At 72.5% G+C, this 26,031-nt stretch carries 22 protein-coding genes and 1 other RNA gene; 8 read left to right on the plus strand and 15 right to left on the minus strand.

Going from position 1 to position 26,031, the window contains the following annotated elements; translation table 11 throughout:
* Window positions 1–12 precede the first annotated feature (12 nt).
* Complete coding sequence (locus tag ACZ63J_RS09410) at window positions 13–714, plus strand: cache domain-containing protein (protein ID WP_465403750.1); 702 nt, start codon at window positions 13–15, stop codon at window positions 712–714.
* On the opposite strand, the gene ACZ63J_RS09415 is transcribed toward ACZ63J_RS09410, so the two are convergent.
* Entirely contained in the window at window positions 711–2,150 is a 1,440-nt protein-coding gene (locus ACZ63J_RS09415; protein WP_465403752.1) for a PucR family transcriptional regulator, read from the minus strand. The two genes, ACZ63J_RS09410 and ACZ63J_RS09415, sit on opposite strands and share 4 nt — an antisense overlap.
* 106 nt (window positions 2,151–2,256) lie before the next feature.
* Here ACZ63J_RS09415 and gabT point away from each other — a divergent pair, with 106 nt between their 5' ends.
* Genes gabT through ACZ63J_RS09435 form a run of 4 tightly spaced genes read left to right on the plus strand, consistent with a single transcriptional unit; the run spans window position 2,257 to window position 5,913 of the window.
* Window positions 2,257–3,612, plus strand: coding sequence for a 4-aminobutyrate--2-oxoglutarate transaminase (gabT, locus tag ACZ63J_RS09420; RefSeq protein WP_465403754.1), 1,356 nt, complete (start codon window positions 2,257–2,259; stop codon window positions 3,610–3,612).
* Window positions 3,609–5,036, plus strand: a complete 1,428-nt coding sequence (locus ACZ63J_RS09425) for an aldehyde dehydrogenase family protein (RefSeq protein WP_465403756.1) — start codon at window positions 3,609–3,611, stop codon at window positions 5,034–5,036. The genes gabT and ACZ63J_RS09425 overlap by 4 nt, the downstream gene beginning before the upstream one ends.
* 55 nt (window positions 5,037–5,091) lie before the next feature.
* Window positions 5,092–5,388 carry a hypothetical protein gene (locus ACZ63J_RS09430; RefSeq protein WP_465403758.1) on the plus strand — a complete coding sequence of 99 codons (297 nt, stop codon included), beginning with the start codon at window positions 5,092–5,094 and terminating at the stop codon, window positions 5,386–5,388.
* 6 nt (window positions 5,389–5,394) lie between these two features.
* Window positions 5,395–5,913, plus strand: a complete 519-nt coding sequence (locus ACZ63J_RS09435) for an HAD domain-containing protein (RefSeq protein WP_465403760.1) — start codon at window positions 5,395–5,397, stop codon at window positions 5,911–5,913.
* Here the strand turns inward: ACZ63J_RS09435 and ACZ63J_RS09440 are convergent.
* Both ACZ63J_RS09440 and ACZ63J_RS09445 read right to left on the minus strand, forming a co-directional pair.
* On the minus strand, window positions 5,902–6,672 hold the full coding sequence (locus ACZ63J_RS09440) for a helical backbone metal receptor (protein WP_465403762.1): 771 nt from the start codon (window positions 6,670–6,672) through the stop codon (window positions 5,902–5,904). The two genes, ACZ63J_RS09435 and ACZ63J_RS09440, sit on opposite strands and share 12 nt — an antisense overlap.
* Window positions 6,669–8,075, minus strand: coding sequence for an RNB domain-containing ribonuclease (locus ACZ63J_RS09445; protein WP_465403983.1), 1,407 nt, complete (start codon window positions 8,073–8,075; stop codon window positions 6,669–6,671). Before ACZ63J_RS09445 ends, ACZ63J_RS09440 begins: the two co-directional genes overlap by 4 nt.
* A gap of 125 nt (window positions 8,076–8,200) precedes the next feature.
* On the opposite strand from ACZ63J_RS09445, the gene ACZ63J_RS09450 reads away from it, so the two are divergent.
* Window positions 8,201–9,145, plus strand: coding sequence for an ATP-binding protein (locus tag ACZ63J_RS09450; protein ID WP_465403764.1), 945 nt, complete (start codon window positions 8,201–8,203; stop codon window positions 9,143–9,145).
* Here the strand turns inward: ACZ63J_RS09450 and ACZ63J_RS09455 are convergent.
* The 12 genes from ACZ63J_RS09455 to ACZ63J_RS09510 form a co-directional block, all read right to left on the minus strand.
* Complete coding sequence (locus tag ACZ63J_RS09455) at window positions 9,142–9,324, minus strand: hypothetical protein (protein WP_465302866.1); 183 nt, start codon at window positions 9,322–9,324, stop codon at window positions 9,142–9,144. The two genes, ACZ63J_RS09450 and ACZ63J_RS09455, sit on opposite strands and share 4 nt — an antisense overlap.
* Window positions 9,325–12,636: 3,312 nt before the next feature.
* Window positions 12,637–13,623, minus strand: a complete 987-nt coding sequence (locus tag ACZ63J_RS09460) for a C40 family peptidase (RefSeq protein ID WP_465403985.1) — start codon at window positions 13,621–13,623, stop codon at window positions 12,637–12,639.
* Window positions 13,624–13,640: 17 nt separating this feature from the next.
* On the minus strand, window positions 13,641–14,243 hold the full coding sequence (locus ACZ63J_RS09465; protein WP_465403766.1) for a hypothetical protein: 603 nt from the start codon (window positions 14,241–14,243) through the stop codon (window positions 13,641–13,643).
* A 3-nt stretch (window positions 14,244–14,246) separates the two neighbouring features.
* The gene (locus ACZ63J_RS09470) at window positions 14,247–16,328 is read right to left on the minus strand and encodes a magnesium transporter (RefSeq protein WP_465403768.1); all 2,082 of its coding nucleotides are present in this window, start codon (window positions 16,326–16,328) and stop codon (window positions 14,247–14,249) included.
* Window positions 16,329–16,410: 82 nt separating this feature from the next.
* Window positions 16,411–19,386, minus strand: coding sequence for an ATP-binding protein (locus tag ACZ63J_RS09475; RefSeq protein ID WP_465403770.1), 2,976 nt, complete (start codon window positions 19,384–19,386; stop codon window positions 16,411–16,413).
* Window positions 19,387–19,389: 3 nt separating this feature from the next.
* Complete coding sequence (locus tag ACZ63J_RS09480; protein WP_465302875.1) at window positions 19,390–19,875, minus strand: hypothetical protein; 486 nt, start codon at window positions 19,873–19,875, stop codon at window positions 19,390–19,392.
* A gap of 12 nt (window positions 19,876–19,887) precedes the next feature.
* Window positions 19,888–20,154 carry a hypothetical protein gene (locus ACZ63J_RS09485; RefSeq protein ID WP_005166545.1) on the minus strand — a complete coding sequence of 89 codons (267 nt, stop codon included), beginning with the start codon at window positions 20,152–20,154 and terminating at the stop codon, window positions 19,888–19,890.
* Between the two features lie 450 nt (window positions 20,155–20,604).
* A complete protein-coding gene (locus ACZ63J_RS09490; RefSeq protein WP_465403771.1) occupies window positions 20,605–21,459 on the minus strand; it encodes an SCO6745 family protein in 855 nt (284 codons plus the stop codon).
* Between the two features lie 108 nt (window positions 21,460–21,567).
* Window positions 21,568–21,961, minus strand: an RNA gene (rnpB, locus tag ACZ63J_RS09495) — RNase P RNA component class A.
* 19 nt (window positions 21,962–21,980) lie between these two features.
* Entirely contained in the window at window positions 21,981–23,225 is a 1,245-nt protein-coding gene (locus ACZ63J_RS09500; protein ID WP_465403773.1) for an NAD(P)/FAD-dependent oxidoreductase, read from the minus strand.
* Complete coding sequence (locus ACZ63J_RS09505; RefSeq protein ID WP_465403775.1) at window positions 23,222–24,028, minus strand: ferredoxin; 807 nt, start codon at window positions 24,026–24,028, stop codon at window positions 23,222–23,224. Before ACZ63J_RS09505 ends, ACZ63J_RS09500 begins: the two co-directional genes overlap by 4 nt.
* An 8-nt stretch (window positions 24,029–24,036) precedes the next feature.
* Complete coding sequence (locus ACZ63J_RS09510) at window positions 24,037–24,705, minus strand: DUF4142 domain-containing protein (RefSeq protein ID WP_465403777.1); 669 nt, start codon at window positions 24,703–24,705, stop codon at window positions 24,037–24,039.
* Window positions 24,706–24,952: 247 nt separating this feature from the next.
* Here ACZ63J_RS09510 and ACZ63J_RS09515 point away from each other — a divergent pair, with 247 nt between their 5' ends.
* Together ACZ63J_RS09515 and ACZ63J_RS09520 are read left to right on the plus strand one after the other, a co-directional pair.
* A complete protein-coding gene (locus ACZ63J_RS09515) occupies window positions 24,953–25,531 on the plus strand; it encodes a sigma-70 family RNA polymerase sigma factor (protein ID WP_465403779.1) in 579 nt (192 codons plus the stop codon).
* Window positions 25,528–26,022 carry a hypothetical protein gene (locus ACZ63J_RS09520; RefSeq protein WP_465403781.1) on the plus strand — a complete coding sequence of 165 codons (495 nt, stop codon included), beginning with the start codon at window positions 25,528–25,530 and terminating at the stop codon, window positions 26,020–26,022. Before ACZ63J_RS09515 ends, ACZ63J_RS09520 begins: the two co-directional genes overlap by 4 nt.
* Window positions 26,023–26,031: the final 9 nt, after the last annotated feature.

Raw genomic sequence — 26,031 nt, forward strand, 5'->3', positions numbered from 1 at the left:
GAGGTGAGCACCGTGAACGACACCCGCACGCTGGCCGGCGACGAGGTCGTCGAGCAGGTCTCGGCGTTGGTTGAAGGGGTCTTCGAGCGGCTGAAGCCCCTGCTGGCGGCGGCCGAGTCGGTCCTGGCCGACACCCCTTCCGCGGCCGCGCTGCACCGGATCCGCCCGCAGGTCACCGAGGCCCTCGGCGGCCTGATCATCGGCGCGGGGTTCGTCAGCGCGCCGCGGGTGCTGACGGACTCGGAGTTCGGCTTCGAGTGGTGGACCGCGGGTTCCCCGCCGTCACAGCTGTTCATCAGCCTGGACCCGGGCAGCGAGAACTTCCTCGACTACACGCGCCAGTCGTGGTTCACGGTCCCGCGCGACACCGGGCGCCGCCACATCAACGGCCCGTACGTCGACTACCTCTGCACCGACGAGTACACGCTGACCTTCACGATTCCCGTCTCCCGCGGGGGTTCCTTCGCGGGAGTCGTGGGCGCGGACGTGTACGTGCGCGAGTTCGAGCGCGCGGTGCGGCCGCGGCTGCGCTCACTGGGCCGGGGCGCGGCGCTGCTGAACGCGCAGGGCCGCGTGATCGTGTCCAACAGCGTCCGGCAGCCGACCGGCTCGCTGGTGCGTGAAGTGGACGTCCCGGCGTGGTGGTCGGCGGGCGCGGAACCCGGTCCGGCCCTGCGGCGGTGTGGTGACTCGCCGATCGTGCTGGCCTTCTAGGCCTGCAAAGCCACCCACAGCTCTGCCCGCACGCCCGGTGAGTCCAGGTCCCGGCCCAGCAGCTCCCCCGCCTTCGTGATGCGGTTCCGCAGCGTGTGCCGGTGGACGCCCAGGCGCGCGGCGGCGACGTCCCAGTGGCCGTGGTGCTCCAGCCAGCAGCGCAGGGAGCCGACCAGGTCACCGCGGCCGGTCTCGTCGTGCTCCCGCAACGGCGCGAGCAAGCCACGCGCAAACGCTTGCGCCACCGTGGGCTCGATCAGCGACAGCAGGCCGCGGCCCGTGTGTTCCGCCGCCGACACCAGGGCCTTGTCCTCCGCCATCGCGGCCCGAGCCGCCAGCTCAGCCTGCTCCAGCCCGGCCGCGAAGTCCGCTGTGGACACCGGTCCGGCCAGCCCGCCGTGCAGGCCGCCGATCCGCGCCGCCGCCTCCGCCGCCGGGTCGGCGGGGCCGATCGCGACCACCGACGAGCCGCGCCGCGCGGCGAACAGCGGCTCGTTTTCCAGCGCCCCGAGCAGCTTGCGCCGTGCGGCGGGCGCGCCGGCGAACACCAGTACCGACCACGGTGCGCGCGGCGGCGCACCGCCGGTCTCGGCCAGCACCCGCAGCACGAGCTCGGCCTGGCCGGCCACCAGCAGCTCCAGCAGCCCGGACCGCAGCGCCTGCCGCGCCGCCGCCTGGGCGCGATCCTGTTCCAGCGCCAGGGAAAGCACCGAGACGGCCGTGTTGACGATGTGCCGCCCCGCGGTGTCGAGCGACGCCCCGACGGCGAGCACCCGGCGCGCGCTGGTGTCGAGGGTCTGCAGCACGACTTCCTGACCGTCGAGTGCCACAACCCGCGTGCCCGTGCGAAGTCGCTCCAGCTCATCGCGCAGCGAAGCGCCGTACGCGCGGGCACTCGCCGGAGCCGCTTCGGTGACTGTGGTGCGGTCGAAGAGCAGCACCCAGCCGCCGACGAGCTTCGCCAGCTTCCGCAGCACCCCCGCCGAGCCGCCCTTGCCGACCGCCGTGCGCGTCAGCTCCTGCTGGGCCTTCCCGATCCGGACCGTCGTCGCGTACTCGTCGGCCGCCACCGCCCGGGAGACCGCGCGCGTGATCGCGATGAACGGCGTCTCGCGCGGCACCTCCAGCACCGGCAGCCCCACCTCGGCGGCCGCCTCGACCAGCGCGGGCGGGACCTCGTCGTGGCTCAGCCCGACGCCGAAGCCGAGCCCGGCCACGCCCGCGCCGACCAGCCGCCGCACGTAGTCCGGGGACGTCTCGTCGTCGAGGGCCAGCCCGGTCGTCAGCAGCAGCTCGCCGCCTTCGAGGAACGCCTGGGGGTCGGTCAGCTCGGTCGGGTGCACCCAGCCGATCGGCCGGTCGAGGAGAGCGTCGCCGGTCAGCACACGCAGACCGAGCGGGCGGTCGGCGGCCAGGCCGCGCAGCGTGAGTGCCATAACGGCCAATTCTACGCGCCTTCTTGTACGGATCGGCCAGCTGACGGGCACCCGGTGACCGCTCATCCTGGGGACGACCACCCACCCGCGTCCGCAGGAGCACGCCGTGACCGCAAGCACCACCGCCGAGCCGCAGGCCCCGGCGCCCCGGCAGCGCAGGCTGCGCACCGAGATCCCCGGCCCCGTCTCGCGCGAGCTGCAGGAACGCCGCGCGAACGCCGTCGCCGCGGGCGTCAGCTCGGTGCTGCCCGTCTACGTCACCTCGGCCAGCGGCGGCCTGCTCACCGACGCCGACGGCAACGTCCTGATCGACTTCGGCTCCGGCATCGCGGTGACCAACGTCGGGCACTCCGCGCCGGCCGTCGTCGACCGCGTCCGCAAACAGGCGTGCTGGTTCACCCACACCTGTTTCATGGTCACGCCGTACGAGGGCTACGTCGAGGTCTGCGAGGCGCTGGCCGAGCTGACGCCGGGTGACCACGCGAAGAAGTCGGTGCTGTTCAACTCCGGCGCCGAAGCCGTCGAGAACGCCGTGAAGATCGCGCGCGTCGCGACCGGGCGTCAGGCCGTCGTGGTGTTCGACCACGCCTACCACGGCCGCACCAACCTCACGATGGGCATGACCGCGAAGTCGGTGCCCTACAAGCACGGGTTCGGCCCGTTCGCGCCCGAGGTCTACCGCGTGCCCGGCTCGTACCCGTACCGCGACGGGCTTTCCGGCGCCGACGCGGCCGCGCTGGCCATCGACCGGATCGAGAAGCAGATCGGCGGTGACCAGGTGGCCGCGGTCGTCCTGGAGCCGATCCAGGGTGAGGGCGGCTTCATCGAGCCCGCGCGCGGTTTCCTGCCCGCGATCGCGGCGTGGTGCCGCGCGAACGGCGTCGTGTACGTCGCCGACGAGGTCCAGACGGGCTTCTGCCGCACCGGGTCCTGGTTCGCGTCCACCGACGAGGACGTCGTCCCGGACCTGATCGCGACGGCCAAGGGCATCGCCGGCGGGCTGCCGCTGTCCGCGGTGACCGGCCGCGCTTCCTTGCTCGACGCGGTGGGTCCGGGCGGGCTCGGCGGCACGTACGGCGGCAACCCGATCGCGTGCGCGGCCGCGCTCGGCTCGATCGAGACCATGCGTGCCGAAGACCTCGCCGCGTCGGCGAAGCGCGTCGAAGGGGTCGTCCTGCCCCGGCTGCGGGCACTGGCTGCCGAGACCGGCGTGATCGGTGACGTCCGCGGGCGCGGCGCGATGCTGGCCGCGGAGTTCGTCAAGCCCGGCACTTCGGAACCCGACGCCGACCTCACCAAGCGCGTCGCGGCGGCCTGCCACCGGGCCGGCGTGGTGGTGCTGACCTGCGGCACCTACGGCAACGTCGTCCGGCTGCTGCCGCCGCTGTCCCTGTCCACCGACCTGCTCGACGAGGGTCTCTCGGTCCTCGAGCACGCTGTCCGCACGGAGGCTCACGCATGACTTTCCCCTTCTGGGTCGCCGGAAAGCCGGTGACCGGCGGCGCCACGGCCGACGTCCGCCACTCCTTCGACGGCTCGCTCGCCGGCTCCCACTTCGTCCCGTCCACTTCGGACGTCGAGGCGGCGGTGCAGGCCGCGCACGACGTCCGGGACGAGTTCGCGACGCTGCCCGCGCACGTCCGCGCCGGGGCGTTGGACCACGTGTCCCGGGCTTTGGGTGAGCGGTCCGAAGAGATCGCCGCGCTGATCACGGCCGAGTCCGGCAAGCCGCTCAAGTGGGCGCGCGGCGAGGTCGGCCGCGCGGTCTCGACGTTCCGCTGGGCCGCCGAGGAGGCCCGCCGCTTCTCCGGCGAGCTGCAGCGCCTCGACACCGACCCGGGCGGCACCGGGCGGCTGGCGCTGGTCCGGCGGGTGCCGCGCGGGCCGGTGCTGGGCATCACGCCGTTCAACTTCCCGCTGAACCTGGTGGCACACAAGGTGGCCCCGGCGATCGCCGTCGGCGCGCCGATCGTGCTCAAGCCCGCGCCCGCGACACCGCTGACGGCGTTGCTGCTGGGCGAAATCCTGGCTGAGACGGACCTCCCGGCGGGCTCGTGGTCGATCCTGCCGGTGGACAACGAGACGTCGTCACGGCTGGTCGAGGACCCGCGGCTGCCGGTGGTCTCGTTCACCGGCTCGGTCCCGGTCGGCTGGGCGATCCGCGACCGCGTCCCGCGCAAGCACGTGGCCCTGGAGCTGGGCGGCAACGGCGCGGTCCTCGTCTGTCCCGATTGGACGGACCTCGACTTCGCGGCCCAGCGGATCGCGACCTTTGCCATGTACCAGGCCGGGCAGTCGTGCATTTCGGTGCAGCGGGTGTACGTGCACACGGACGTGTACGACGCCTTGGTCGAAAAGGTGCTTTCGCAGGTCGGTCTGCTGCGCACGGGCGACCCGCGCGCGGAGGGCGTCGACGTCGGCCCGCTGATCAACGAGGCCGCGGCTTCCCGGGTCTCGTCGTGGGTCGCGGACGCGGTGTCCGCGGGCGGCCGCCTGCTGACCGGCGGCGGGCGTTCGGGGGCTTCTTTCGAGCCGACGGTGCTGGCGGACGTCCCGGAGGACGCGGCGGTGATGGCCGAGGAGGTGTTCGGCCCGGTGGTTTCGCTGGTCCGGGTGGCGTCGGTGGCCGAGGGGGTTTCGCGGATCAACGCGTCCCGGTTCGGCCTGCAGGCGGGCGTGTTCACGCGCGACCTGCCGACGGCGTTCGAGGTGTCGGCGGCGTTGCAGGTCGGTGGAGTTCTGGTGGGGGACGTGCCGAGCTTCCGCGCGGACCAGATGCCTTACGGCGGGGTCAAGGACTCGGGCGTCGGCCGCGAGGGCCCGGCGTCGGCGATGGCGGACTTCACCGAGGAGCGGGTAACGGTTTTGACCGGCCTGACGCTCTGAAACCGTTGGCCCTCCGCCCGGTCCCGGCGTAGGTTCGGGCCGGGCAGGAGGGCTCATGACGCTCGCACGCAGGGGATCGCGCCGCATCACCGTCGACGGCACGGACTACCGCTGGACGGTCCGCCCCCAGCCGACCTACTCGCAGGGGCTCGGCGCGACGATGACCTTCGCCGTCGAACCGGTCTCCCGGCCGAAGTCGCCGAAGGGATCCGCGCCGCGCTGGCCCGCGGTTTCGACTTCACAGCCCGGCCAGCGCTTCCGTCAGCGCCGCGTGGGCCGCGAGAGCCCGGCGTCGGCGATGGCTGACTTAACCGAGGAGCGGGTAACGGTTTTGACCAGCCTGACGCTGTAAGCGGGTGTGAGACCGCTGATCCTGCTCGACGTCGACGGCCCGCTGAGCCCGTGGGCCGCGCCGCGCCACGCGAAGCCCGCCGGCTACGTCGAGCACCAGCTGCGGATCTCGCGCTGGAGCCGGCGCCGGCAACGGATCTGGCTGAACCCGGCGCACGGCCCGGCGCTGCTCGCCCTGGCCGATTCCGCGAACGCGGAGCTGGCCTGGGCGACGAGCTGGGAGGACCGGGCGAACGCCCAGGTGGGCCCGGCCATCGGCCTGCCGCCGCTGCCGGTCGTCCAATTCGCCGGGCAGCTCGAGGCCCGGCCCGCCAGCTGGAAGTTCGGCCCGGTGGCCCGGTTCGCGGCCGGGCGCCCGCTGGCCTGGTTCGACGACGACTTCGACCTCTTCCCGGCCGCCCGGCAGTCTTTCCTCGACCGCCGCAGGGACCTGCCGACCGAGCTGATCGCCGTCGACCCGCACACCGGCCTCACCGCCGAGCACTTCGACGCGCTGGAGGCTTGGGTGCGCGACCTAAAGCTCTGACAGCGCTTCCGTCAACGCGGTGTGGGCCTCGACCAGCGACGGCCCGTACCAGGTGAGGTGACGCCCCGAGACCAGGACGTACCGCTCGCCCGGGAAGTGGCCCGGGCCGTCCTCCTCGGTGAACAGGTACGGCTCGTCCGGCAGCACCAGCAGATCCGCATCCGCCGCGAAGTGCGCCCGCAGCTCCTCGACGTCCGGCCGCGGGTACCGCTCCTCCGAAGCCGCATAGACGTTCGCCACGCCCATCCGGCGCAGAACGTCGCCGCCGAAGGTCTCGCGGCCCAGGACTATCCATGGCTTGCGCCACACCGGCACCACCGCGTGGCACCGCGCCGGCTGAACCTCGCGCCAGAGCTCCTCGGCCTCGACCAGCCACTCCGGCTCCTCGAGCTCGTACGCCTGCGTCAGGATCCGCCGCAGCGAGCCGAGCGCGGCCGGGACCGTGGCCGCCGCGGCCATCACCCAGACCGGGATCCCGTTGGCGCGCAGGCGTTCCACGTCCTCCGGGCGGTTCTCCTCGGAGTTGGCCAAGACCAGGTCGGGCGCCAGGTCCAGCACGTCGTCGAGCTTCGGGTACTTCGACCCGCCCACTCGCGGGACGTCCAAAGTGGACGGATGCGTGCAGTAGTCCGTGGCGCCGGCGAGCCGTCCGGGCGCGCTGACCTCGACCGCTTCGGTCAGCGACGGCACCAGAGAAACCACGTGCGAAGCCGGGCCGCGCACCGGCACGGGCTCCCCGAGATCGTCGACGAGGTTCATGCGCGTTCGAACGACACCTTCCGCTTCTCGACGTCGACCGCGGTCAGCCGGACCCCGATCCGCTCCCCCGCCGTCAGCTTCTCGCCCGCGCACTTCGCCATCACCGTCGGGTCTTCGACGAGGATCTCCGCCTTGTTCTCGTCCGCGCGCAGCACCACCGCGCTGAACTCGCCGCCGACGTGCTCGGCGAGCACCCACGCCTCGACCTGGTCGATGCACGCCCGCTCGACCTTCGCGGCGAGCGTGTCCGACGCGCTCATGCGCTCCGGGACGTCCGCCAGCGCCGCCCGCACCCACTCCGGGACCTCACGCCCGGCCGAGACGGCGAGGCAGATCTCGGTGGCGAACCGGTCGACCAGCCGCCGGATCGGCGCCGTGACGTGCGCATATGCGCCGCCGATCCCCGCGTGCGTGGTCAGCGAGGGCAGCCCGCCGTCGAACGCGGTGTACCCCGCGCCGCGCAGCAGCCGGGTCGTGTCCGCGTAGATCGCCATCGCCGCCGGCTGCCGGGGATCCAGCCGGGACAGGAACTCCGAGACGGTGTCCGCGGCCGGCCACGCGATGCCGACCGCCTCGGCCGAGCGGCGCAGCCAGTCGACGGCCTCGGGCTCCGGGTCGGGCAGCGTGCGCAGGACGCCGACCCGCGCGTCGATCATGATCCGCGCCGCGGCCATCCCGGTGAGCAGCGAAATCTCGGCGTTCCAGGCGTCGACGGCGGTGCGCGGACGGCGGGCGAGCACCCAGCCGCCGTCCGGGTCGCCGCTGATCTCCTGCTCCGGCAGCTGCAGCTCGACCGCGCCGCGCCGGACGGCCAGCTCGCGCCGCCGCCGTCCCAGCTCGGGCAGGGCCGCCACCGACGGGTGCGGGTTTCCCGTGTCGAGCGCCGCCTGCACCGTCTCGTAGTCGAACTGCTCGGTGGACCGGACCAGCGCGCGGCGGACGCGGGTGGCCGTCGGCTCGCCGGACTCGTCGGTCTCGATGGTCCAGAGCACCGCGGGCCGGATCTCGCCCGGCAGCAGGCTCGCCGCGCCTTCCGACAGCACCGGCGGGTGCAGCGGGACGTTGCCGTCGGGCAGGTAGAGCGTCTGCCCGCGGCGGCGCGCCTCCCGGTCCAGCGCGCCGCCGGGCGGCACGAACGCGGCCAGGTCGGCGATCGCGTAGTGCACCCGGAAGCCGTGCGCGGTCCGCTCGACGACCACCGCCTGGTCGAGGTCCTTGGAGCCGGGCGGGTCGATGGTGACGAACGGCAGGTCGGTCGCGTCCTCGCGGGGGCCGGCACTCGCGAGCGGGTCGAGCACCGCCGCCTCCGCCTCGGCCAGCACCTCGGGCCCGAACGACTCCGGCAGCGCGAACTCGGCACGCAGGGGGCCGAAGTCCCCGCCCGCCGAATGTGTCCTGATCACGAGGGGAGGCACCCCCCAACCCTAACCCCGGGAGGGCCCTGTGATCGCCCGATCGGGCTTGGGCCGGTCGGGTGTACGTTGCCCGTAATGAAAACCGTCTTCATGACCATCAAGGGAGCCGAGAAGTGAAGATCGCGTTCGTCGGCAAGGGCGGCAGCGGCAAGACGACGCTGTCGTCGCTGTTCGTCGCGTACCTCGCCGACGCCGGTGCGCCGGTGCTGGCCATCGACGCCGACATCAACCAGCACCTCGCGGTGGCGCTCGGCGCGACCGAGGAGGAAGCGCTCGCCTGGCCGACGCTCGGCGACAACATGGCCCTGATCAAGGACTACCTGCGCGGCGACAACCCACGGATCCCGGACGCGGCGTCGATGATCAAGACGACGCCGCCGGGCCGCGGTTCCCGGCTGGTGCGGCCGTTCGAGGACAACCCGGTCTTCTCGGCGTGTTTCCGGCAGCTGGGCGGCGTCCGGCTCGGCGTCACCGGGCAGTTCGACGAGGACGACCTGGGTGTGAAGTGCTACCACTCGAAGGTCGGCGCGGCGGAGCTGCTGCTGAACCACACGGTCGACGTCGACGGCGAGTACGTCGTGATGGACATGACCGCGGGCGCGGACGCGTTCGCGTCGGGGCTGTTCACGCGGTTCGACGTGACGTTCCTGGTGTGCGAGCCGACGGTCCGCAGCGTCGGCGTGTACCGCCAGTACGCGGACTACGCCCGCGACTTCGGCGTGCGGCTCGTGGTGGTGGGCAACAAGGTCACCGACGACGAGGACGTCGAGTTCCTCGAGGAGCAGGTGGGTCCGGCGCTGCTGGGCTGGCTGTCGGCGTCGGGACACGTGCGCGCGGCCGAGCGCGGCACGACCCGGCCGATCGCCGAGCTCGAGGCCGGCAACCTCGCAACGCTGGCCACGATGCGAGCGGCGGTGGACGCGGAGCAGCGCGACTGGGCGCGTTACCAGCGTCAGGCGGTGGAGTTCCACCTGCGCAACGCGACGGCGTGGGCCGGTGCCGACCTCGTCTCGCAGGTGGACCCCGAGTTCGTCCTCGGTCCGCAGTTGGCGGTCTAGTCGTCTTCGGCGTCGGCTTGCCGGGTCCGTTCCCTGGCGATTTCGAGGGCCCGCCGGGCGGTGGCCTCATCGGGGTACGGGCCGAGCAGGTCGACGCCGCGGCTGCGTTCGAGGTGCTCGACCTGGTGCGTGCGGGTGTTGTAGTACCACCCCTGGTCCGGGTTCGGGTCGTTGGCCATGGGATCAAGCCTGGCACCCGACGGCCCGGCTGTCAGCGTGAGTCACCGCTTGTAGCGGTAGGGGATTTCGGTCGGCTGCCCGGTGGGTCCGAAGTCCGGCGGCTCTTCGGGGTCGGCGGGCTGGTCGGTGAACTCGTCGAACCAGCCGCGTTGGTTGCCGCGGGGAGGGGTTTCGGGTTCCTGGCGGGAGGGTTGGGGAAGAGGGGTGTCCCGGCCGGGGAAGACGGGCGTGGCGTTCGGGCCGGGCGTCGGCGGCATTGTGCCGGGGCCGGGGAAGACCGGGCGGGCTGGGGCGGCGTGGCGGGCTGGGAACGGCTGGGGGGTGGATTCGGGGCCAGGGAAGACGGGTTTTGGGGGGCGGGGGGCCGGGTTGGCCGGCGCGGCGGCCGGGTTGGGTGACGCGGCGGCCGGGCCGGTCGGCGCAGGGCCCGAATTGGTCACTGCTTGACCCGGGTTGGTCGGCGCAAGGCCTGAGTTGGCAGCCGCAGGACCGGGGCTGGTCGCCGCAAGGCCGGAATTGGTCGGCGCAGGGCCTGGAGCCGGGCTGTTACTGGATGTCGGGCTCGCGGCGGGGACCTGGCCGGGCGGCAGCGGTGACTGGAAGTCCGGGGCCGGACCTGAGAGGGGTGCCTGAGCGCTGCCTGGGACCGGACCGGCGGGCGGGATCAGGGTGGCGCCGGGACCCGAGCTGGTCGACGCGAGGCCCGGGTTGGGTGCGGCAGGACCTGGGTTGGTCGCCGCCGGGCTCGAACTGGTCGGCGCAGAGCTTGGGGCCGAGCCAGTGCTGGAGGTCGGGCCCGCAGCGTGGCCCTGGCCGGGCGGCAGCGACTGGGAGGTCGGGGCCGGACCTGAGCTGGGTGCCGGAGCGTTGCCCGGGACCGGACCGGCGGGCGGGTTCTGGGTTGCGCCGGGGCCGGGAACCAGACCGGCACCCGATGCCGGGGTGGGTGGCGCCGATTGGAAAGTCGAGACTGGGCCAGCAGCTGGGGGCGGAGTGGTGTCCGGAGCGGGGCCGGAACCCGGAGCCTGACCGGCCGGGCCACCGGGCGGGGCCGAATGAAGGTTCGGGGCCGAATCCGAGCCGGGCACCGGGCCGGCGGGCGGAGCCGGACTACTCGGGACCGGGCCGGCGCCTGGCACCGTCCCTGGGGACGGCGCTGGCGAGAAGTTCGGGACCGCACCTGAGCCGGACACCGGAGCGTTGCCCGAGGCCGAAGTGGCGGGTTGGGCGGCATGAGCGCTCGAGTCGGGAGAGAGGCCAGTGCCGGGAGCTCCGGTAGCCGGGCCCCACGGCGGCTGCGAACCGCCGACCGCAGGCTGCTGCGGCTGAGGCGCGATGGGCGCCGGCGGCGGCGGTGCGCTGGGCGGAATCGGCGAGGAGTCAGCAGCCGGCTCGGCGCCGGCGAGCGGTGCCGGCTGCGCATCGGCAGGCCGCTGCGCCTCATTGGGCGGCACCGACCGGGAGGCTGCGGGCAGCTCAGCGCCGATGGGCGGCGCATCGGCAGGCGACTGCACGTCGGGCGGCACCGCCCCGGAGGCGGCAGACAGCTCAGCGCCAGTGGGCGGCGCATCGGCACGCGACTGCACATCGGGCGACACCGCCCCGGAGGCTTCAGGCAGCTCAGCGCCAGTGGGCGGCGCCGGCCGCACATCGGCAGGCCGCTGCGGCTCATCGGGCGGCAGCGACCAGGAGGCTGCGGGCGACTCAGCGCCAGTGGGCGACTCAGCGCCAGTGGGCGGCTCATCGGCAGGCGGCTCCACATCGGGCGACACCGCCCCGGAGGCCTCGGGCAGATCAGCGCCAGGGAGCGGCGCGGGCGGCGGATCGGCAGGCCGCTGCGGCTCATCGGGCAGCGACTGCGAAGCGACGGGCGGATGCGCCGCGTCGGGCATCCGCTGCGAAGCCGCAGATGCTTGCGAAGCAACGGGCGTCGCCGGCTGCGAAACTTCCCGTGGCTGCGGTGCCGCGTCGGGCATGGGCTGCGATGCACCGAGCGTCGCCGATTGCGGACCCTCCGGTGGCTGCGGCGCTGCAGGCGGCTCCGCACCTGTGGGCAGCGATTCCTGGGCCGCAGGCCGCGAAGCGACAGATGGCTGCGCGGAAGGCGGCTCTGACTGCTGGGCACCAGGCGAACCTTCGGCCGACGGCGCAGCAGGACTGTCGGACGCCGGGTGAGGTTCAGTCTGCGCTGCACCCTCGGCGGCAGGTGCAACCGGATGTGCCAGCTTGTCCTCGCTCGGCGAGATGGCCGCTTCCGGCTGGTCGGCGACCTGCCCAGGAGCGACAGGCTCAGGTTGCTCACCGGCCTCCACCGGAGCCGCAGCCTCAGGCCGGCTGGCTTCCTGGGATGCGTATTCGGATTCGGATCGGCTGTCATCAGCCGCTGGTTCGTTCTCCTGCGGCGCGCCCTCGGCTGCCGTCTCCGTCGGTGCAGGTTCGGACTGCGCGGGCTGCCGGGTCTCCCAAGGCTCCGGGGCCGCGTGGCGCGCAGTCGACGGGGCCCTCACCGCGCCCGGCGGATCGACCTCAGGCTCGATCGAGGGCCCAGACGAAGACGGAGCCTGGGTCCACCCCGGAGACGTCCGCCGCGGCGGCCTCGGCTGCTGCTCCGGCGTCCCCGGCACCGACTGCGCCGGCGGCGGATGCGGCACCGTCCGCCACACCGGCGCCGGGCCGATGTTCATCGGCGCCGGCGCCTGCCCCGGTGCCGGCGGAGCCCCCGGCGGCGGGGGCGAGGGACGCGCCGCCGGTCGGGGGATCGGGTCCAGGCTCGACACCAGCACCGTTGTGTTCTGCGGATCCTCCACCTTCCGCCCGCTGCGCTCGCGGTAGACCATCTCGCCGTCGGCGTCCATCTCGACCAGGTAGCCCGCCTCCGCGAGCTGCTCCTCGTCCAGGTCCTCCAACCGCTCGTACCGCGACGGCACCACCCGGTAGATCGGCCATGCCAGCGCCGCGTGCTCGGCGTGGAACTGGGCCAGCAGCGCCGCCATCTGGTGCTGCCACGGCAGGGACATCCCCTCGGCCAGCGAGCGCGGCAGCACCACGTACCCCTGGTCGACGCCCGGATACCCCTGGCTCAGCTGGTCGGCGAGCGGGGTGCTGGACGCGGGGCGAGCCGACTGCCGGGGCGGCTGGGGCGCGCCGAACAGCGACGCCGGGTCCTGGGGCTCGCCCGCGCCGGACCTGCCGCGCTTGCCGAATTTCCGTCCCACGTGCTCATCCTCTGCCAGTACGCGGCCACCTGCTCGTGGAAGCGCCGCGACGTCGGGTGAATCGGCCGATTCGTGTCAAGGCCCTCGCGCCCCATGCTAAACGCCGGGGCGGACCGCCTGCGGCACCACTTCACGCTCGTCGAACGAGAAGTCCCGGGTGTGCACCGGCACGCCGTCCTGCTGGGCTTCGACGACCTTGCCGTCGCCGAGGAACATCATCACGTGGTGGATCGTGTCCGGGTTCGACGGATCCGTCGCGAGGAACAGCAGGTCACCGGGCTGCGCCTCGCGCACCGGCAGCATCGCGCCCGCGTGGTACTGGTCGCGTGACACCCGCGGCAGGATGATCCCCGCCGACTCGTACGCGCGCAGCATCAGGCCCGAACAGTCGTACGAGTTCGGGCCCGTGGCGCCCCACACGTATGGCTTGCCCTGCTCGCCCAGCGCGAAACTGATCGCCTTGGCCGCGGCCTGGCTCGGCGGCAGCAGCTGGCCCAGGCCGGTGCCGCAGGCGACGACGTCGACGACCTGGCCGACGTTCTCCACCAGCTTCGCCGCCATCGGCTCCCACTTGTGGTACCGGTCCGGGAAGCCCGAGCGCTCGACGGCCTGCGCGGCGTCGCCCGGGCGCTTGTTCTCCCAGTCCGGCACCGCGAGCAGGACGTCGTAGAACTTGTTGACCGCATACGTCGGGTTGGTGACCTCGGCGACCGAGCCCCAGCCCATCGACGGGCGCATCTGGAAGATCCCCTGCGAGTCGCGGTCACCGTAAGTGAGGTTGTGGAGCCCCGACTCGGTCATCCCGGCCTGGATCGCGACCTGCCAGGCGCGCGGCGCCAGCGTCCGCTGCTTGCCGATCGAGACGATCAGCGCGACGATCCCGCGCTGCTCCTCGTCCAGCTTCGACGCGTCGACGGCGCCGCGCTCGCCCTGGCCGGGCTGGGTCGGCCCGACCGAGGCGTCGCAGCTCTGCAGGGACACGCCCCTGGCCTGCGCCTGCTGGTTGTCGATGACCACCTTGGCGGCGACGGCGGTGACGATGAGGGCGCCGATCGCGACGAACACGATCAGCCCCAGCCACACCCCCAGCCGCCGCACGGTCAGCTCGCCTGGTCGTAGTCGGCGACGCGCCAGCCCGCGTTGGTGTTGACCACCGTGATGGCGAGCTTCGGCCCGTCGGTGGGGATCGTCAGCTGCACCGAGCTGGTGTAGGACGTGCCGACCGTCGGCTCACCGGTGACCTTCGTCGCCGGGACGTTCGCCGGGTCGACCGACGACATCACCGGCAGGTACTCCTCCGTCGTGAACGGCTTGAGCTGGGCCAGCCACTGCTCCGACGTGATGCCCGCCGGGTGGTTCACCCAGGCCGCGGCCCATTCCTTGGCGACGCGGACTGCGTCGGCGTTCGGCGCCGCCGAGGTCGGGGTGGCCAGCGGTGTGGACAGCCGCGTCGGCAGGTTGGACGTCGGCACCGGCGCGGCGACGCCCGGCGGCGTCGCCGTCACGGACGTGGTCGTTGTGCCGGTGGTCGGGGACGCCTTCGCCTGCTGCTTGCCGATCGCCTTCGGCAGCACGATGCCGAGCGCGGTGATGAGAATCGCCAGGAAGACCAGCGTGCCGATGAGGTGGCGGGGCGAGCGCAGCGGCCACCCCCACAGGCGGCGGTAGACCGCGGCGCGGCCGCGGTTGGTCCGGATCGGCATCCGTCACCGCCCCATCACTTGGTCGGTCTCACGCGGTTCCTCACGGACTTCGATGCCGCGCGACGGCCGGTACAACACGAAGACCGGCTTGCCGGCGACCACTTCGGGGTCGACCCGCCGCGGCTGGGCGCGCACCCCCGGCGTCCGCGGCGCTTCCTGCGCGGCGTACCCGTTGAACTCGGCTTCGGGGGCCCGCAGGTCCGAAGGTACGACGACGGGCTCGGGCTCGTCGTTCCACCGCCGGTCGGCGACCGGCGAGGTGTCGACCCGCCGGCTCTCCTCACCCCGGAGCGTCGGACGGCCACCGGGCCCGACGACGACGTAGTCGCCGCCGTCGCCGTTCGCCGGGTTGTACTGGCCGAACACGGGCGAACCGGGGCGCCCGCCCGCGGGCAGGGCGCCGGCCGGACCGCCGTTGATGGCACCCGGCCAGGCGCCGGACCAGGCCGCGGCCGGCCGGGACGCGCCCGAGCCGTTGTCGAGGCGCTGGGCGTTGGCGAAGATCGTGGCCTCCGGCCGGAAGCGGCCGCCCCCCGCGGTCGCCCCGAGCGGCCCGCGCTGCTCGCCGTCGACGACGTCGTCGGTCTCGCGCACGTGCTGCCAGAACTCGTCCTGGGGGGTCGGGCCGTTCTTGTTGCGCCGGAACCGGGAGAAGATCCCGCCGCCGGGCGACGGCACGGCGGCGCCGACCATGCTGACCGACATCTCGACCATCTGCCACAGCCGGCGCACCGGCCGCCCGACCATGAACAGCAGCACGGTGATGAGCCCGGCGAGGACCATCTGCGTGAGCATGTTCAGCGAGTTCCCGGCGTCGAAGATCGCCTGCAACAGCAGCGCGTGCACGCCGGCGAGCACGGAGAGCACGACGAGGTTGAACGCGACCCCGCCGGCGACCTTGAGCACGCGGCGCAGGATCTCCGGGTGCAGCAGGGCGATGAGCCCGATCAGCGGCGCGGTGAGCGCGAAGAGGCGGATCAGGACCTGGGCGAGGAGGACACTTGCCTTGGCGAGGAGCTGGAAGAGCGAGTAGACGAGGGCTTGGCCGAGGGAGAGGAAGCCGGCGCCGGTGCGGCCGCCGGCTTCGCCGGTGAAGTAGCCGGTGGCGGGGCCGAGTTTGGTGGAGATGTCCTTGTAGGCGTTCTTCTTGCCGTCGATGACGGACTGGTTCCCGTCGTCGCCGTTGACCAGCTGGTTGCGGGTGAACGCCTGGGCGTCGAGCAACGGCTTGCCGAACTGCTCGGCCTGCGGCGCCGTCGGCGTGCCGAACTCCCCGCGCAGCCAGTTGTTATAGACGATCTGCGTGTGGAGCTGGGTCGGCAGGATGTCGCGGATGATCCGGTCGCCGCTCTCGTCGACGAAGCCCGCCTGGATGTTGGTGGTGGTCTGGACGATCGCTTTGTCGATCGGGTCGAAGTACCGCAACATCGCCAAGGAGGACGCCGCCAGCCACACTCCGGCGAGCGCGTACAGCGCCCGTTTGCTGACCGCGGCCAGGTCACCCCGCCAGATGTTGCGGAACATCATGATCGACAGGATCAGCGCGACCAGGCCGAACAACTGGGCGTAGATGTTGTTGTAGACCTTCTCGGCACCAGATTTCACCGCGGCGTAGATCGGGTTCAGCAGGCCACCTTCGAGCACCGTGTAGTGCAGTGAGCTGGTCGCTCCGACGATGTTCTTGCCCAGGTTGAACAGCTGGTTGCCGCCCCAGGTGTCCAAGGTGGACCCCGCGGGGGTGAGGTTCAGCGCCGAGCAGTTGGTCTCGAAGGTGTTCCAGACCATGCCGGCGTAGCTGTAGTCGATGTACGCGCTGTTCGGTTCGCCGTGGCCCTCCGGCGGGTCGATCGCGCCGACCATGCCCGCGCCCGGGCGTTCCGGGTTCGGGGCCTCACCGCAGGCGGCCGCACTCGCCGCCGGGGCCGTGGCGATCGCCTGGAGGCCCAGGACCAGCATGACGGCGAACATCGTCGCCTTGCGGGTGGGGGTTCGGCGCGGTCGTGGGCCTTCCTTGATGCGGCGCTTCAGCGCGTGCCACGCCGCGGCCAGGGTCAAGACCACGGCCAGCGTCATCAGCGTGTTCATGCGGCACGCTCCACGGTGGCGACGCGGCTACCCGATGTCCGACGGCGCTGGCCGGGGCCGGTACTTCGACTCCGGGCCGCGTTCATGCGGCGTCCCGGCCGGTGCCGCCCTTTCCGCCGGTGCGGGCGTGCTCCTGCTGGCCGCCGTGGCCGTTGGACGGCTGGACGCCGCCCTCCACTTCGCCGGTCTCGGCCGCCAATGGGTCCGGGGCTCCCAGGAGGTTCTCGTCGGCCAGGCCGACCTCCAGTTCCGCCGCCAGCTCGAAGTCCTGCTCCAGCTCGATGTCGTCCTCGGGTGGGGAGGCCACGAACGGCTTCTCCGGTGTTGCGTTCGGCGGAAGCGCCAGCTCGTTGCCCGGACGCCGTGAAGGCGCCGCGTCCTTCGAACCCGGGGTCGTGTCCATCACCGCGCGGAGATGGTCGAGGTGCGGGCCGGAGAAGTCGACGCGGATGCGCTCGACCCCTCCCGCTCCGTCGCCGAAGATGAACTGACGGGGCTCGACGTCGCGCTCCAGGCCGCGCTGGGCTGCTCCCGGGCGGCGGCCCAGGGCCGCCACCACCTGCTCGTACCCCACACCCACCGGGACCTTCAGCAGCCGCAGGGCGTCCGCCTGGGCGTCGTCGTCGTCCAGGCGCCCGACGAACACCGAGTCCAGCAGGGTCACGAACCCCTGGATCTTCAGGAAGTCCGCCGGGATCTGGGACGACAGCAGCACGCGGACGTTCCACTTGCGCGAGTCACGCGCGAAGCGGTTCATCAGCACGCGGCCGGTCGGGACCTCGGACAGGAAGAACGCCTCGTCGATCCAGACGCCCTTGCGCATCTCCTTCGGCTTCTCGTACACCGACCGCTGGGTCAGCCACGCCGCCAGGTTCAGCATCTCGACGCCGAGGGACTCCGCGTCCGTCCAGTACTCGCGCGGGACGCCGTCCTTCGGGAGGGTCAGCCCGGCCATCGTCAGCACCGTCAGCCGGTCGTCGCGGGTTTCCGAGTACGGGTCCGCGTCGGCTTCCGGGATGAGCAGCGCCATCCGCTCGCGCATCTCGTCGAGGAAGTCCGCGACGACGCTCGCGTGCTCGTGGTGCTCCGAAGAGTCCCGCCGGAGCGCGTCGATGACCTGGCCGGGGTCGGCGTCGAACCGGCCGCCGACCGTGCGGACCGCGCGCAGCAGCACGATCCGGGTCTGCGCCATCCGCGAGACCTCGTACGGCAGCACACCGGTCAGGACGTCCAGCACGAGACGCCGTCGAGTCGCGCCGGCCAGGGCCTTCTCCCGGCGCCAGGAGCGCTCGGGGTCGTCCTCGTCCATGAAGTGCTCGATCAGCGGCTCGGCGACCACCCGGTACGGGTTCAGGATCCCGGGCTGGGCGTTGAGCAGGTTGATCGGCCGCGCGTACGGCCGCAGCTCCGGCAGGTCGCAGAGGCGCGACAGCGGGCCGGACGGGTCGAGGATCGTCCAGCTCGCGCCCGCGCGCAGGGTCTTGTAGACGATGCCGCCGCCGAGGAACGACTTGCCGCCACCCAGGCCGGCGACCATCGCCGTCAGGCCCGAGCCGTCGCGGATCTCCTGGGCCATCCACGGGTCCCAGGCGACCGGGCGCCGGGTCGCCGTGCACGTCTCGCCGAGCAGGATGCCGCGGCGGTCGCCGACCTCCGCCGTCGCCGTCGGGACCGCCGAGGACGCCCAGACCACCGACCCGCGACGCATGTAGGCCGCCGAGGCCAGCGGCTCGCCGGGGATGAACTCCCGGGCCAGCGCGTACTGGGCCTCGGGGTGCTCGATGGCGATCTTCGGCTTATAGAGGTCGAGCAGCTGCTGGGCCAGGCGCAGCGCGTCCCGCTCGGTCGGGCCGGACACCGCCAGCCGCCACCAGGACCGCACGCGGGTGGCGAGCGCGGTGAAGCCCGACGTCATCTCGTCGTCGATCTCCAGCACGCGCCCGGCCTGGCGCGACAACGACTGCGGCGGCTCCAGCTCGTGCTCGTCGGTGTAGTGCTTGACCTGCGAGCGCACCTTGTTCATCTGGCGCTGCAGCTCGTTGGCGACCTCTTCGGGCCGCCGGACGTAGATGCGCGCCGACACCTCGACCGCGGCCGGCAGGCGGTCGGCGTGCTGGATCCACGGGTCGTCGACCTCGGGGATCTGCAGGCCGTGCATCTGCCCCACCGTCAAGATCGCCAGGTGCCGCGAGACGCCGGCGTTGGAGCCGGTGCGGCCGCGGACGGTCACCGTCGGCGCGTACGGGTCGGCGTAGTAGTCGGCGGCGTCGGTGAAGCTGGCCAGGTCTTCGGGCTCCCAGGCCGCGCCCGGCACCGCGGGCATGTTCCGCGGCGCGGGCAGGCCGAGCGAGCACGAGCGGTGCATCAGCCAGGACATCTCCTCGGCGTGCACCGGACGGCCTTCCAGCCCGGCGCTGCCGATGACCTGGTCGAGGTGCTCGACCTCGGAGTCCAGCGCGGTCAGCTCGGCGTCGACGGCCTCGGGCAGGATCTTGCGCAGCACCGGCGCGGCCCGCTCGACCGCGCGGTCGACCATCCGCCGGGTCTGCACCTGGACCCCGATGTAGACCTCTTTTTCGGCCATCGAACGACCCATGAGCTGCTGCTGCTCGCCGATCAGGTAGTCGTCGAACGACATCGCGCCCGGGACGTCCTGGGGACGGCCGTGCGCGTTGTAGACGTGCGCCTCGGCCCACATCCGGATCGGGTACGGCCGGTTCGTCACGCGCAGGTGCAGCCAGCGGCCCTGCAGCTCGGCGTACTGCCCGGCGATGGCCGCGACGAGGTCACGGCGTTGCGAGTCCGAGCGGAACGACCAGCGCTGCGGCGCGAGCCGGTACCAGGCGTAGACCTCGAACCCGGTGCGCACCAGGTGACCGTCGATGCTGCGCACCGCGATCGACGGGGTGTACGCGGGAATGGCCTGCTCGCCGGTCAGGCGCCGGCCGCCCTTGCCGCCCGAGCCGTTCCGCGCCGCGCGGACCTGCTCGGGCGGTTGCCACGCGCCCGAGTGAGCGTCCCGACCCTGCTTTCCTCGGCTACCGCCGCGACCGAACAACGACTACCTCCCGGCCCGAGCCGCACTGCTGCGGCTCCGGCGCGCTCGTGGTGTTCCCTGGGTGAACTCCGCCGCACCCGGCGGCACGCCGTGGTGCTGGTACTGCCGCCTTCGGCGGTGCTTCGGCAACGGGCGGGTCGCCCGCACCCGGACGCGGCTGGCGCTGACCGCGCCGCCCGTGCCCGTGGTCACCTCTCTGGGGGCGTTGAGCTCGCGCCCGGCCATCGCGACCACGGCGCCGAGCGGGCGCTCGTGGCTGATCTTGGCCGTGAGCAGCCGGGTGATCACGATGGTGGCGATGAACGCCCACGCCGTCGAGAAGAACCCGAAGCTCCACCCCGCCCAGCGTTCGACGCCGAGGACGACGAAGAACGCCGGGATGCCGATGAGCCAGGCTACGTACCGGGCCCTCCAGGGAAAAGTCGCTTTCGGCGGGCCGAGCCACACGGCGTCGACCCGGTAGACCTCGTCATCAGTCCTGATGCGCACGCCGGTTCCGCCTCAGCCCGTGAACAGGCCGGCGATCCACTGGCCCACGTTGACGCCGGCGCCGCTGACCGCGAGCCCGATGATCGCGAGCGCGATGACCACGCCGGCGAGGCGCCGCATCACGCCGGCGTTGTCGCCCTTGCCACCGCCCAGCCACAGCAGGAGGAGGGCGACGGCCAGCAGCACCAGCGGAATGATGTTGTCGATCAGCCAGGTGCGCACGTTTCCCGTGCCCAGCTCGCCGGCGGCCAGCGTGTCGAGGGTGGTCAAGGTCATCATCGCGATACTCCCGGTGCGCGGTGGGGCCCGCGCGGTTCTGGCTCAGGCGGTGCTTCGAACAACATCATGGCGGCTACGAGGGGTAGTGGTCAAAGCGCGCTGCGTAGAGGACGGCTGCCTTGTCAACCGGCGTGGCGCGCGCGGCGCACGAAAACTCCACGCCCACCATCATCGCGGCAAGGGCCCTCGGGTTAAAGCCCGGGCACCCATACTTCTCAGTGTGCTGACGAACTCACCCCATTGCCCGGGATTTGCTCACTGTGGGTACTTACGCCGTGGCCGTTGTGCGGCCGGGAATAGTGTGACATGACCCGAACGGCCCTGTCGCGCGAGTCCGCTCCGTAACTGCCCTTCGGCCGGTCCGGAGGGATGTCGATCTTCACCGTCGCCGCCGTCCGTCACAGGGCGCTCAGAACCTCACAGGATTTTCACTACATAGCGTGATCTTGGTCAGGATCGTCGCTGTGCGAAGACACCCGCGGGGAACGCGCCGGCCTGGACGACGCGGGCGCTGAGGCCGCGGCAGAGCTCTTCGAGCCGGGCTGTCTTCTCGCGGCCCAGGTGCTCCCACGGCCCGCGCGCGGCGGCCTCGGTGGCGATCTCGACCCGGTCGCGGACGGCGGCGCCTTCGTCGGTGAGCGCGCCGTCGGCGTCGAAGAGCCCCCGGTCGCGAAGACCGGCTTCGGCGGCGGCCCACTGCTCGTCGCTCCAGCCGCGGGTCCGCTTCGCCGCCTCGGTCGTGAAGCCACCGCCGGTCGCGACGTGCGTTACGACGGCTTCGACCCCGCTCAGGCCGTTGAGCACCAGCGCGGCGATGTGGCCGTCCCCGCGGTGCTCGCGCAGCAGGGTGATGGCGTGCCAGAGGACGAGGTGCGGCTCCCCCGGCCAGCCCAGGCCGGCGTGCGCCGCGTACAGGGGACGGCCTTCGCCGTGGCAGCCGGCCGAGGCTTCACGCGCGAGCTCCGCGGCTTCCGCGACGTCGTCACCCTTGACGTGGTCACCGAGCAGCCGGGTCAGCGCCTGGTCGACGCCCTCGAGCCGCGCGTCGAGCACCTGGTCGGGGGTCGCCAGGGTCCACGCCCGCGGGATGGTCCGGGCGACGACCTCGGGGTTGAAGTTGTAGAAGGTCGCGGCGACGACCTCGGGCCCGACGGCGCCCATGGCGGCCGAGCGTCCGGCGAAGTACGGCATCCGCCCCGGCCGGAGCCCGATGCCGGTGAGCGCCGCGTCGACTTCGGGTGCGAAGTACGCAAAGGCGTGCAAGGAGTCGAATGCCCGCTTGAACCGCTTCTCGTCGCCCGCCATGACCGCACCCTACTACCGGGTAACCACCGCTGGCGAGACTCCGGCCGTCGTGAGTGGTAATTCGGGTTAGAACCCTAATTCCCACTCACGACCAGCTGCGGAAGGAAGCGGACGAGCTGGCATGTAAGCCGGATCCTGTTCCCCGGTCGCCTCGCGGCTCGCGGGGCGGCGGCCATCCATCTCGGCCTGCCGTCGCCGGCAGGCTCCAGCGGCCTACCCGCAGGCTCGGACGGGCCGTCCTCGAACGCCTGCGCAGGAGCTCGCGCTCCCTCTTGGCCTTGCTCCGGGTGGGGTTTACCTAGCCGTCCCGGTCGCCCGGGACGCTGGTGGTCTCTTACACCACCGTTTCACCCTTACCCCCGTTCGAAAACGGAGGCGGTCTGTTCTCTGTGGCACTTTCCCGCGGGTCACCCCGGGTTGCCGTTAGCAACCACCCTGCCCTGCGGAGTCCGGACTTTCCTCGGACCGGGTCGCCCCGGCTCGCGACCGCCCTGCCAGCTCGTCCGCCGGAGGATCGTAGCTCAGTACCCGGCCACGGCCCCGCTGCGGTGGCGCGGCCGGACCTCCGGCGGCGGTGGCTCGTACCGGCCGGGCGCCGGGTGCTGGCGGGCGAGCTCGGCGGTCCAGTGCAGCACGGCCGCCGGGCTGTCCAGGCCGATCAGGCCGACCAGCCGGCCGCCGCGGACGAACCCGGTGATCGGCCGGGTGCCGGCGACCGGCGACTCGAGCAGGACGGTGTCGGTGCCGAGAGCCGGCCGCCCGGCGACCTGGATGCGGACGCCGTGCTGTTCGGACCAGAAGCGCGGCACCGGTGTGTAGGCCGGGGAGCCCTGCGGGCCGGTGAGGAGGTTCTCGGCGGCGACACGGCTCATCTCGACCGCGTTGAGCCAGTGTTCGTCACGCTGCGGCGTGGGCTCGTAGCGGAGGTTGGGCCAGCGGGCGACGTCTCCGGCGGCGACGATCGTGGACGACCCGACGACGTGACACGTGGGTCCGCACACGACACCGTCGTCGAGCGGCAGCTTCGCGCCGCGCAGCCACGAGACGGCGGGGACGCTGCCCACCGCGACCACGACACACGCGACGTCGACCGCCCGGCCGTCGGCGAACTCGAGCCCGACCGAGGTCGGCGAGGGGCGCCAGCGGCGGATGGTGGTGCCGAGCTCGAGGTGGACCCCGCGGGCGGTGTGCAGCGCGGTGAGCCAGTCGCCGATGTCGGGGCCGAGGACGTCGGTCATGAGCGCCCGCGCCCGGCCGAAGAGGATGACGTCGCGGTCCATCTCGCGAAGGCTCGAAGCGACTTCGCAGCCGATGAAGCCGTCACCGACGACCGCCACCGGCCCCGGGTTGCTGGCGAGGGCGCGCTGGAGGGCTGTCGTGTCGGACAGCGTGCGCACGACGACGACCCGCGGGTGGCCGTGCGGCGCGCCCGGCATCCGCCGCGGCTCGACCCCGGTGGCGATGACCAGGCCGTCGTAGCGCAGCTCCTCGTCCCGCAGGTGGACGACCTGCCGGTTCGGCGACACCGCGGTCACCGGCGTGTCGAACCGCCACTCGGCGTCGACTTCGAGCGGGTCGACCAGCAGCGTGTCGGCGCGGCTGACCGCGCCGGTGAGCAGCTGCTTGGACAACGCCGGCCGGTGGTAGGCGACGTCGGGCTCGGCGCCGATGACGACGACCTCGCCGTCGAACCCGAGCTCGCGCAGCCGTTCGGCCGCGCGCAGGCCGGCGAGGCCGGCTCCGGCGATGACGATGCGTTCGCTCATCGGGTGGCTCCCAACAGGTGGATGGCTCGCATGGGACAGGCGCGCGCGGCGGCCTGGACGTTCGATGCCTGGCCGGCCCCCGGCCGTTTCTCGTACTCGAGGTGCCCGTCGTGGCCGAGCTGGAAGACCCCGGGCGCCTCCGCCTGGCAGACCCCGTAGGCGTGGCAGCGCTGGCTGTCGACGTCGACGTGCAGCCCGGCCGGCTCCGGCTCCTCGGGCGCCGGTTCGATCAGCCCGGCGCGGACGAGGGCCGACGTCGGCAGCACCCGCAGCACCGAGAGCACCACCGGCGGGACGAGCAGCGTGATGCCCGCGAGCCAGACCACCGCCAGGTGCCCGGCGGAGATCGCGCCGAGCCAGGCGTGCACCGCGAGCAGCCCGATGGCGAGGTAGCCGAGCTGGTGGAACCGCAGCCAGCGGCCTTCGCGGGCGCCGCGGCGCAGCCCGGCGGTGACCGACACGGCGATCACGAGCTCGAGCCCGGCGATGCCGAGCGCGTGCCGCGGGGTGCCGTCGTAGAAGGGCACGAGCAGGTCGGTGACGCCGAACGGGTCGTCCTCCAGGAAGAGGAACGTCAGCCCGTGCAGGGTGCCGGTGGCGAGGGTGAACGCCGAGAGCAGGACGTGCCCGGCGCGCAGGGCGTCGCGGCCGCCGAGGCGGCGGACCCAGCCGGTGGCGGCGAGCACGCCCCAGCACAGCGCGAGGCACATGCAGAGGTAGGTGAGGCGGCCGGACAGCGCGGCGGCCTCGGCGATCCCGGTGTCGTGCGGCGACACCGGGACCAGCGCGGCGGATGGGGACATGGGCGGGCTTACCTCCGGGTGCGCGGCTGGGTCCTGCCGGGGGTTCCGAGCAGGCGGAGCAGGCCGAACGTGGCGATTGCGGCGAAAGCCACGAACACGGCCCCGAGCGCGAGGTCGCCGCCGCCGAGGCTGTTGTCCTCGGTGGCGGAGACGAGCAGGGACGTCGTCTCGGCGAGCCCGGTGCTCTCGAGGAGCGTCAGGTGGCCGAGTGCGGTGTCGACGGCGGTCTGGGCGAACGCGCGGACGTCGTCGTCGCGGGTGCCGGCGCGGACGTCGGAGGCGAGTGCGAAGAGGCTGCCGTACTCGGCGCGGACCCGGTTGACGTAGGCGCGGTCGAAGTCGTCGCCGGAGTCCGCGGCGAGCTCGTCCGCCCACGCGCGCTCCTGTCCGGTCGGCTCGGTGGGCAGCGCGTAGGCGAGCCGGTCGGCGACCGCGCGCAGGGCGACGTCGAGGCGGGCCTGGTCGTCGGCGATGCGGCCCGCGACGGCCTGCACCCGCCGGTTGGTGGCCCGCTCGGCGGCGAGCCTGCTGGCCGGCCCGGCCCAGAGCGTGTGCTGCTTCAGCCGGGTCAGCAGGGTCCGGTCGGACTGCTGCAGCTCGCCGGCGGCGGCCGGGAAGGCCAGGCCGAGCACGAGCGCGGTCGTGGCGGTGAGCAAAGCCACGAATCGGAGCGGCATCCCCGTTGTCCCTTCGCGAAGTAGTCCTCACCGGGAGCTACGGGGAGAAGGTGTGATCCGGTTCTCACCGTCACCTTTTAGTGACTGTGACGTGCATCACAAGACACAATTTGAACCCGCCTTCCATGGTCACCGTAGCCACCGCGCCCAATTGGGCAGGGAAACTAATGCATATGGCCTATTAAGTGTTTTTGCGCTACGCTCCGATGGCCCCACGGTCCGCCAGTCAGGTGAGGTTGCGAGCTTTATGGAAGCACTGGGCAGAGAAAGTCGCGGCCATGTCGGCTACGCCCCGTCCACCACCGCGGTCGACGTCGCCCCCAGCTCTGCGGATGATCTGGTTCCGTTGCTGTACAAGGACTTCCGCGCCACGCTGTTCGCACAGGTGTTGTCCCTGACCAACTATGACCGGCAGTGGACCGAGGATGTGGTGCAGGAGACCATGATCCGCGCGTGGCAGCACTCCGGAACGCTCGAACGCGAGCCCGGAATGCTGCGCGGCTGGCTGCTCACCGTGGCCCGCCGGATCGTCATCGACGGCTGGCGAAACCGCCGGGTCCGCCCGCAGGAGGTCGCTCTGGAGATCCCGGAAAATGCCGAGTCCGCTGATCGCGCGGACAGTTCGTTAGCCGCACTAACGATTACTCAGGCATTGGTGGAACTCGACGAGAAATACCAGTCCGTCATCACCGAGACCTACCTCGCCGGAAACACCGTCCGGCAGGCGGCAACAATTCTGGGAATTCCCGAGGGAACCGTGAAATCGCGGTTGTACACGGCGATGCGGCAATTGCGGAAGGCGCTCGGGGAAGTGACGGTGCGATGAGGGGGCGGCACGCCGACGCCGCGGCTTACGAGCTCGGTGTCCTCGACGATCCGGCGGAGTTCGAAGAACACCTGCGGGACTGCGTCCGGTGCCGGGAGCTGCGCACCGGACTCGCGCCGGTGTCGGCGGCGCTGGCGGAGGCGGTCCGGCTCGGCTACCTGCCGCTCGGCGGCGCCCCGCCGGGCTCCGGCGGCTCCCGGGCCTTCGGTGGCGACCCGGCGCCCGGTGAGTCCCCCGGCGGCGGCTACCCGTCGCCGAGCGACGGCGCCGCCCGGCGGCGGAAGCCCTGCGTCTTCGCCGGCCGCCGCGGCTCTACGGCCGGGGTGCTCCTGCTACTGGTCGCGGTGGCCCTGACGGCCCTCTGCGCGGTCCGGCCGGCCGGCGGGAAGATCCGGTTCGCATCGGCTGCGTGCATCGTCTCCCCTGCTCAGGTCGTGGCCGGCACCGGCGTTGACCTGCGAGATCTCCCGCAGTCGGCCGGTTTCCAGTAGTCTGCCCCA

Source organism: Amycolatopsis sp. NPDC104863 (assembly GCF_055582965.1).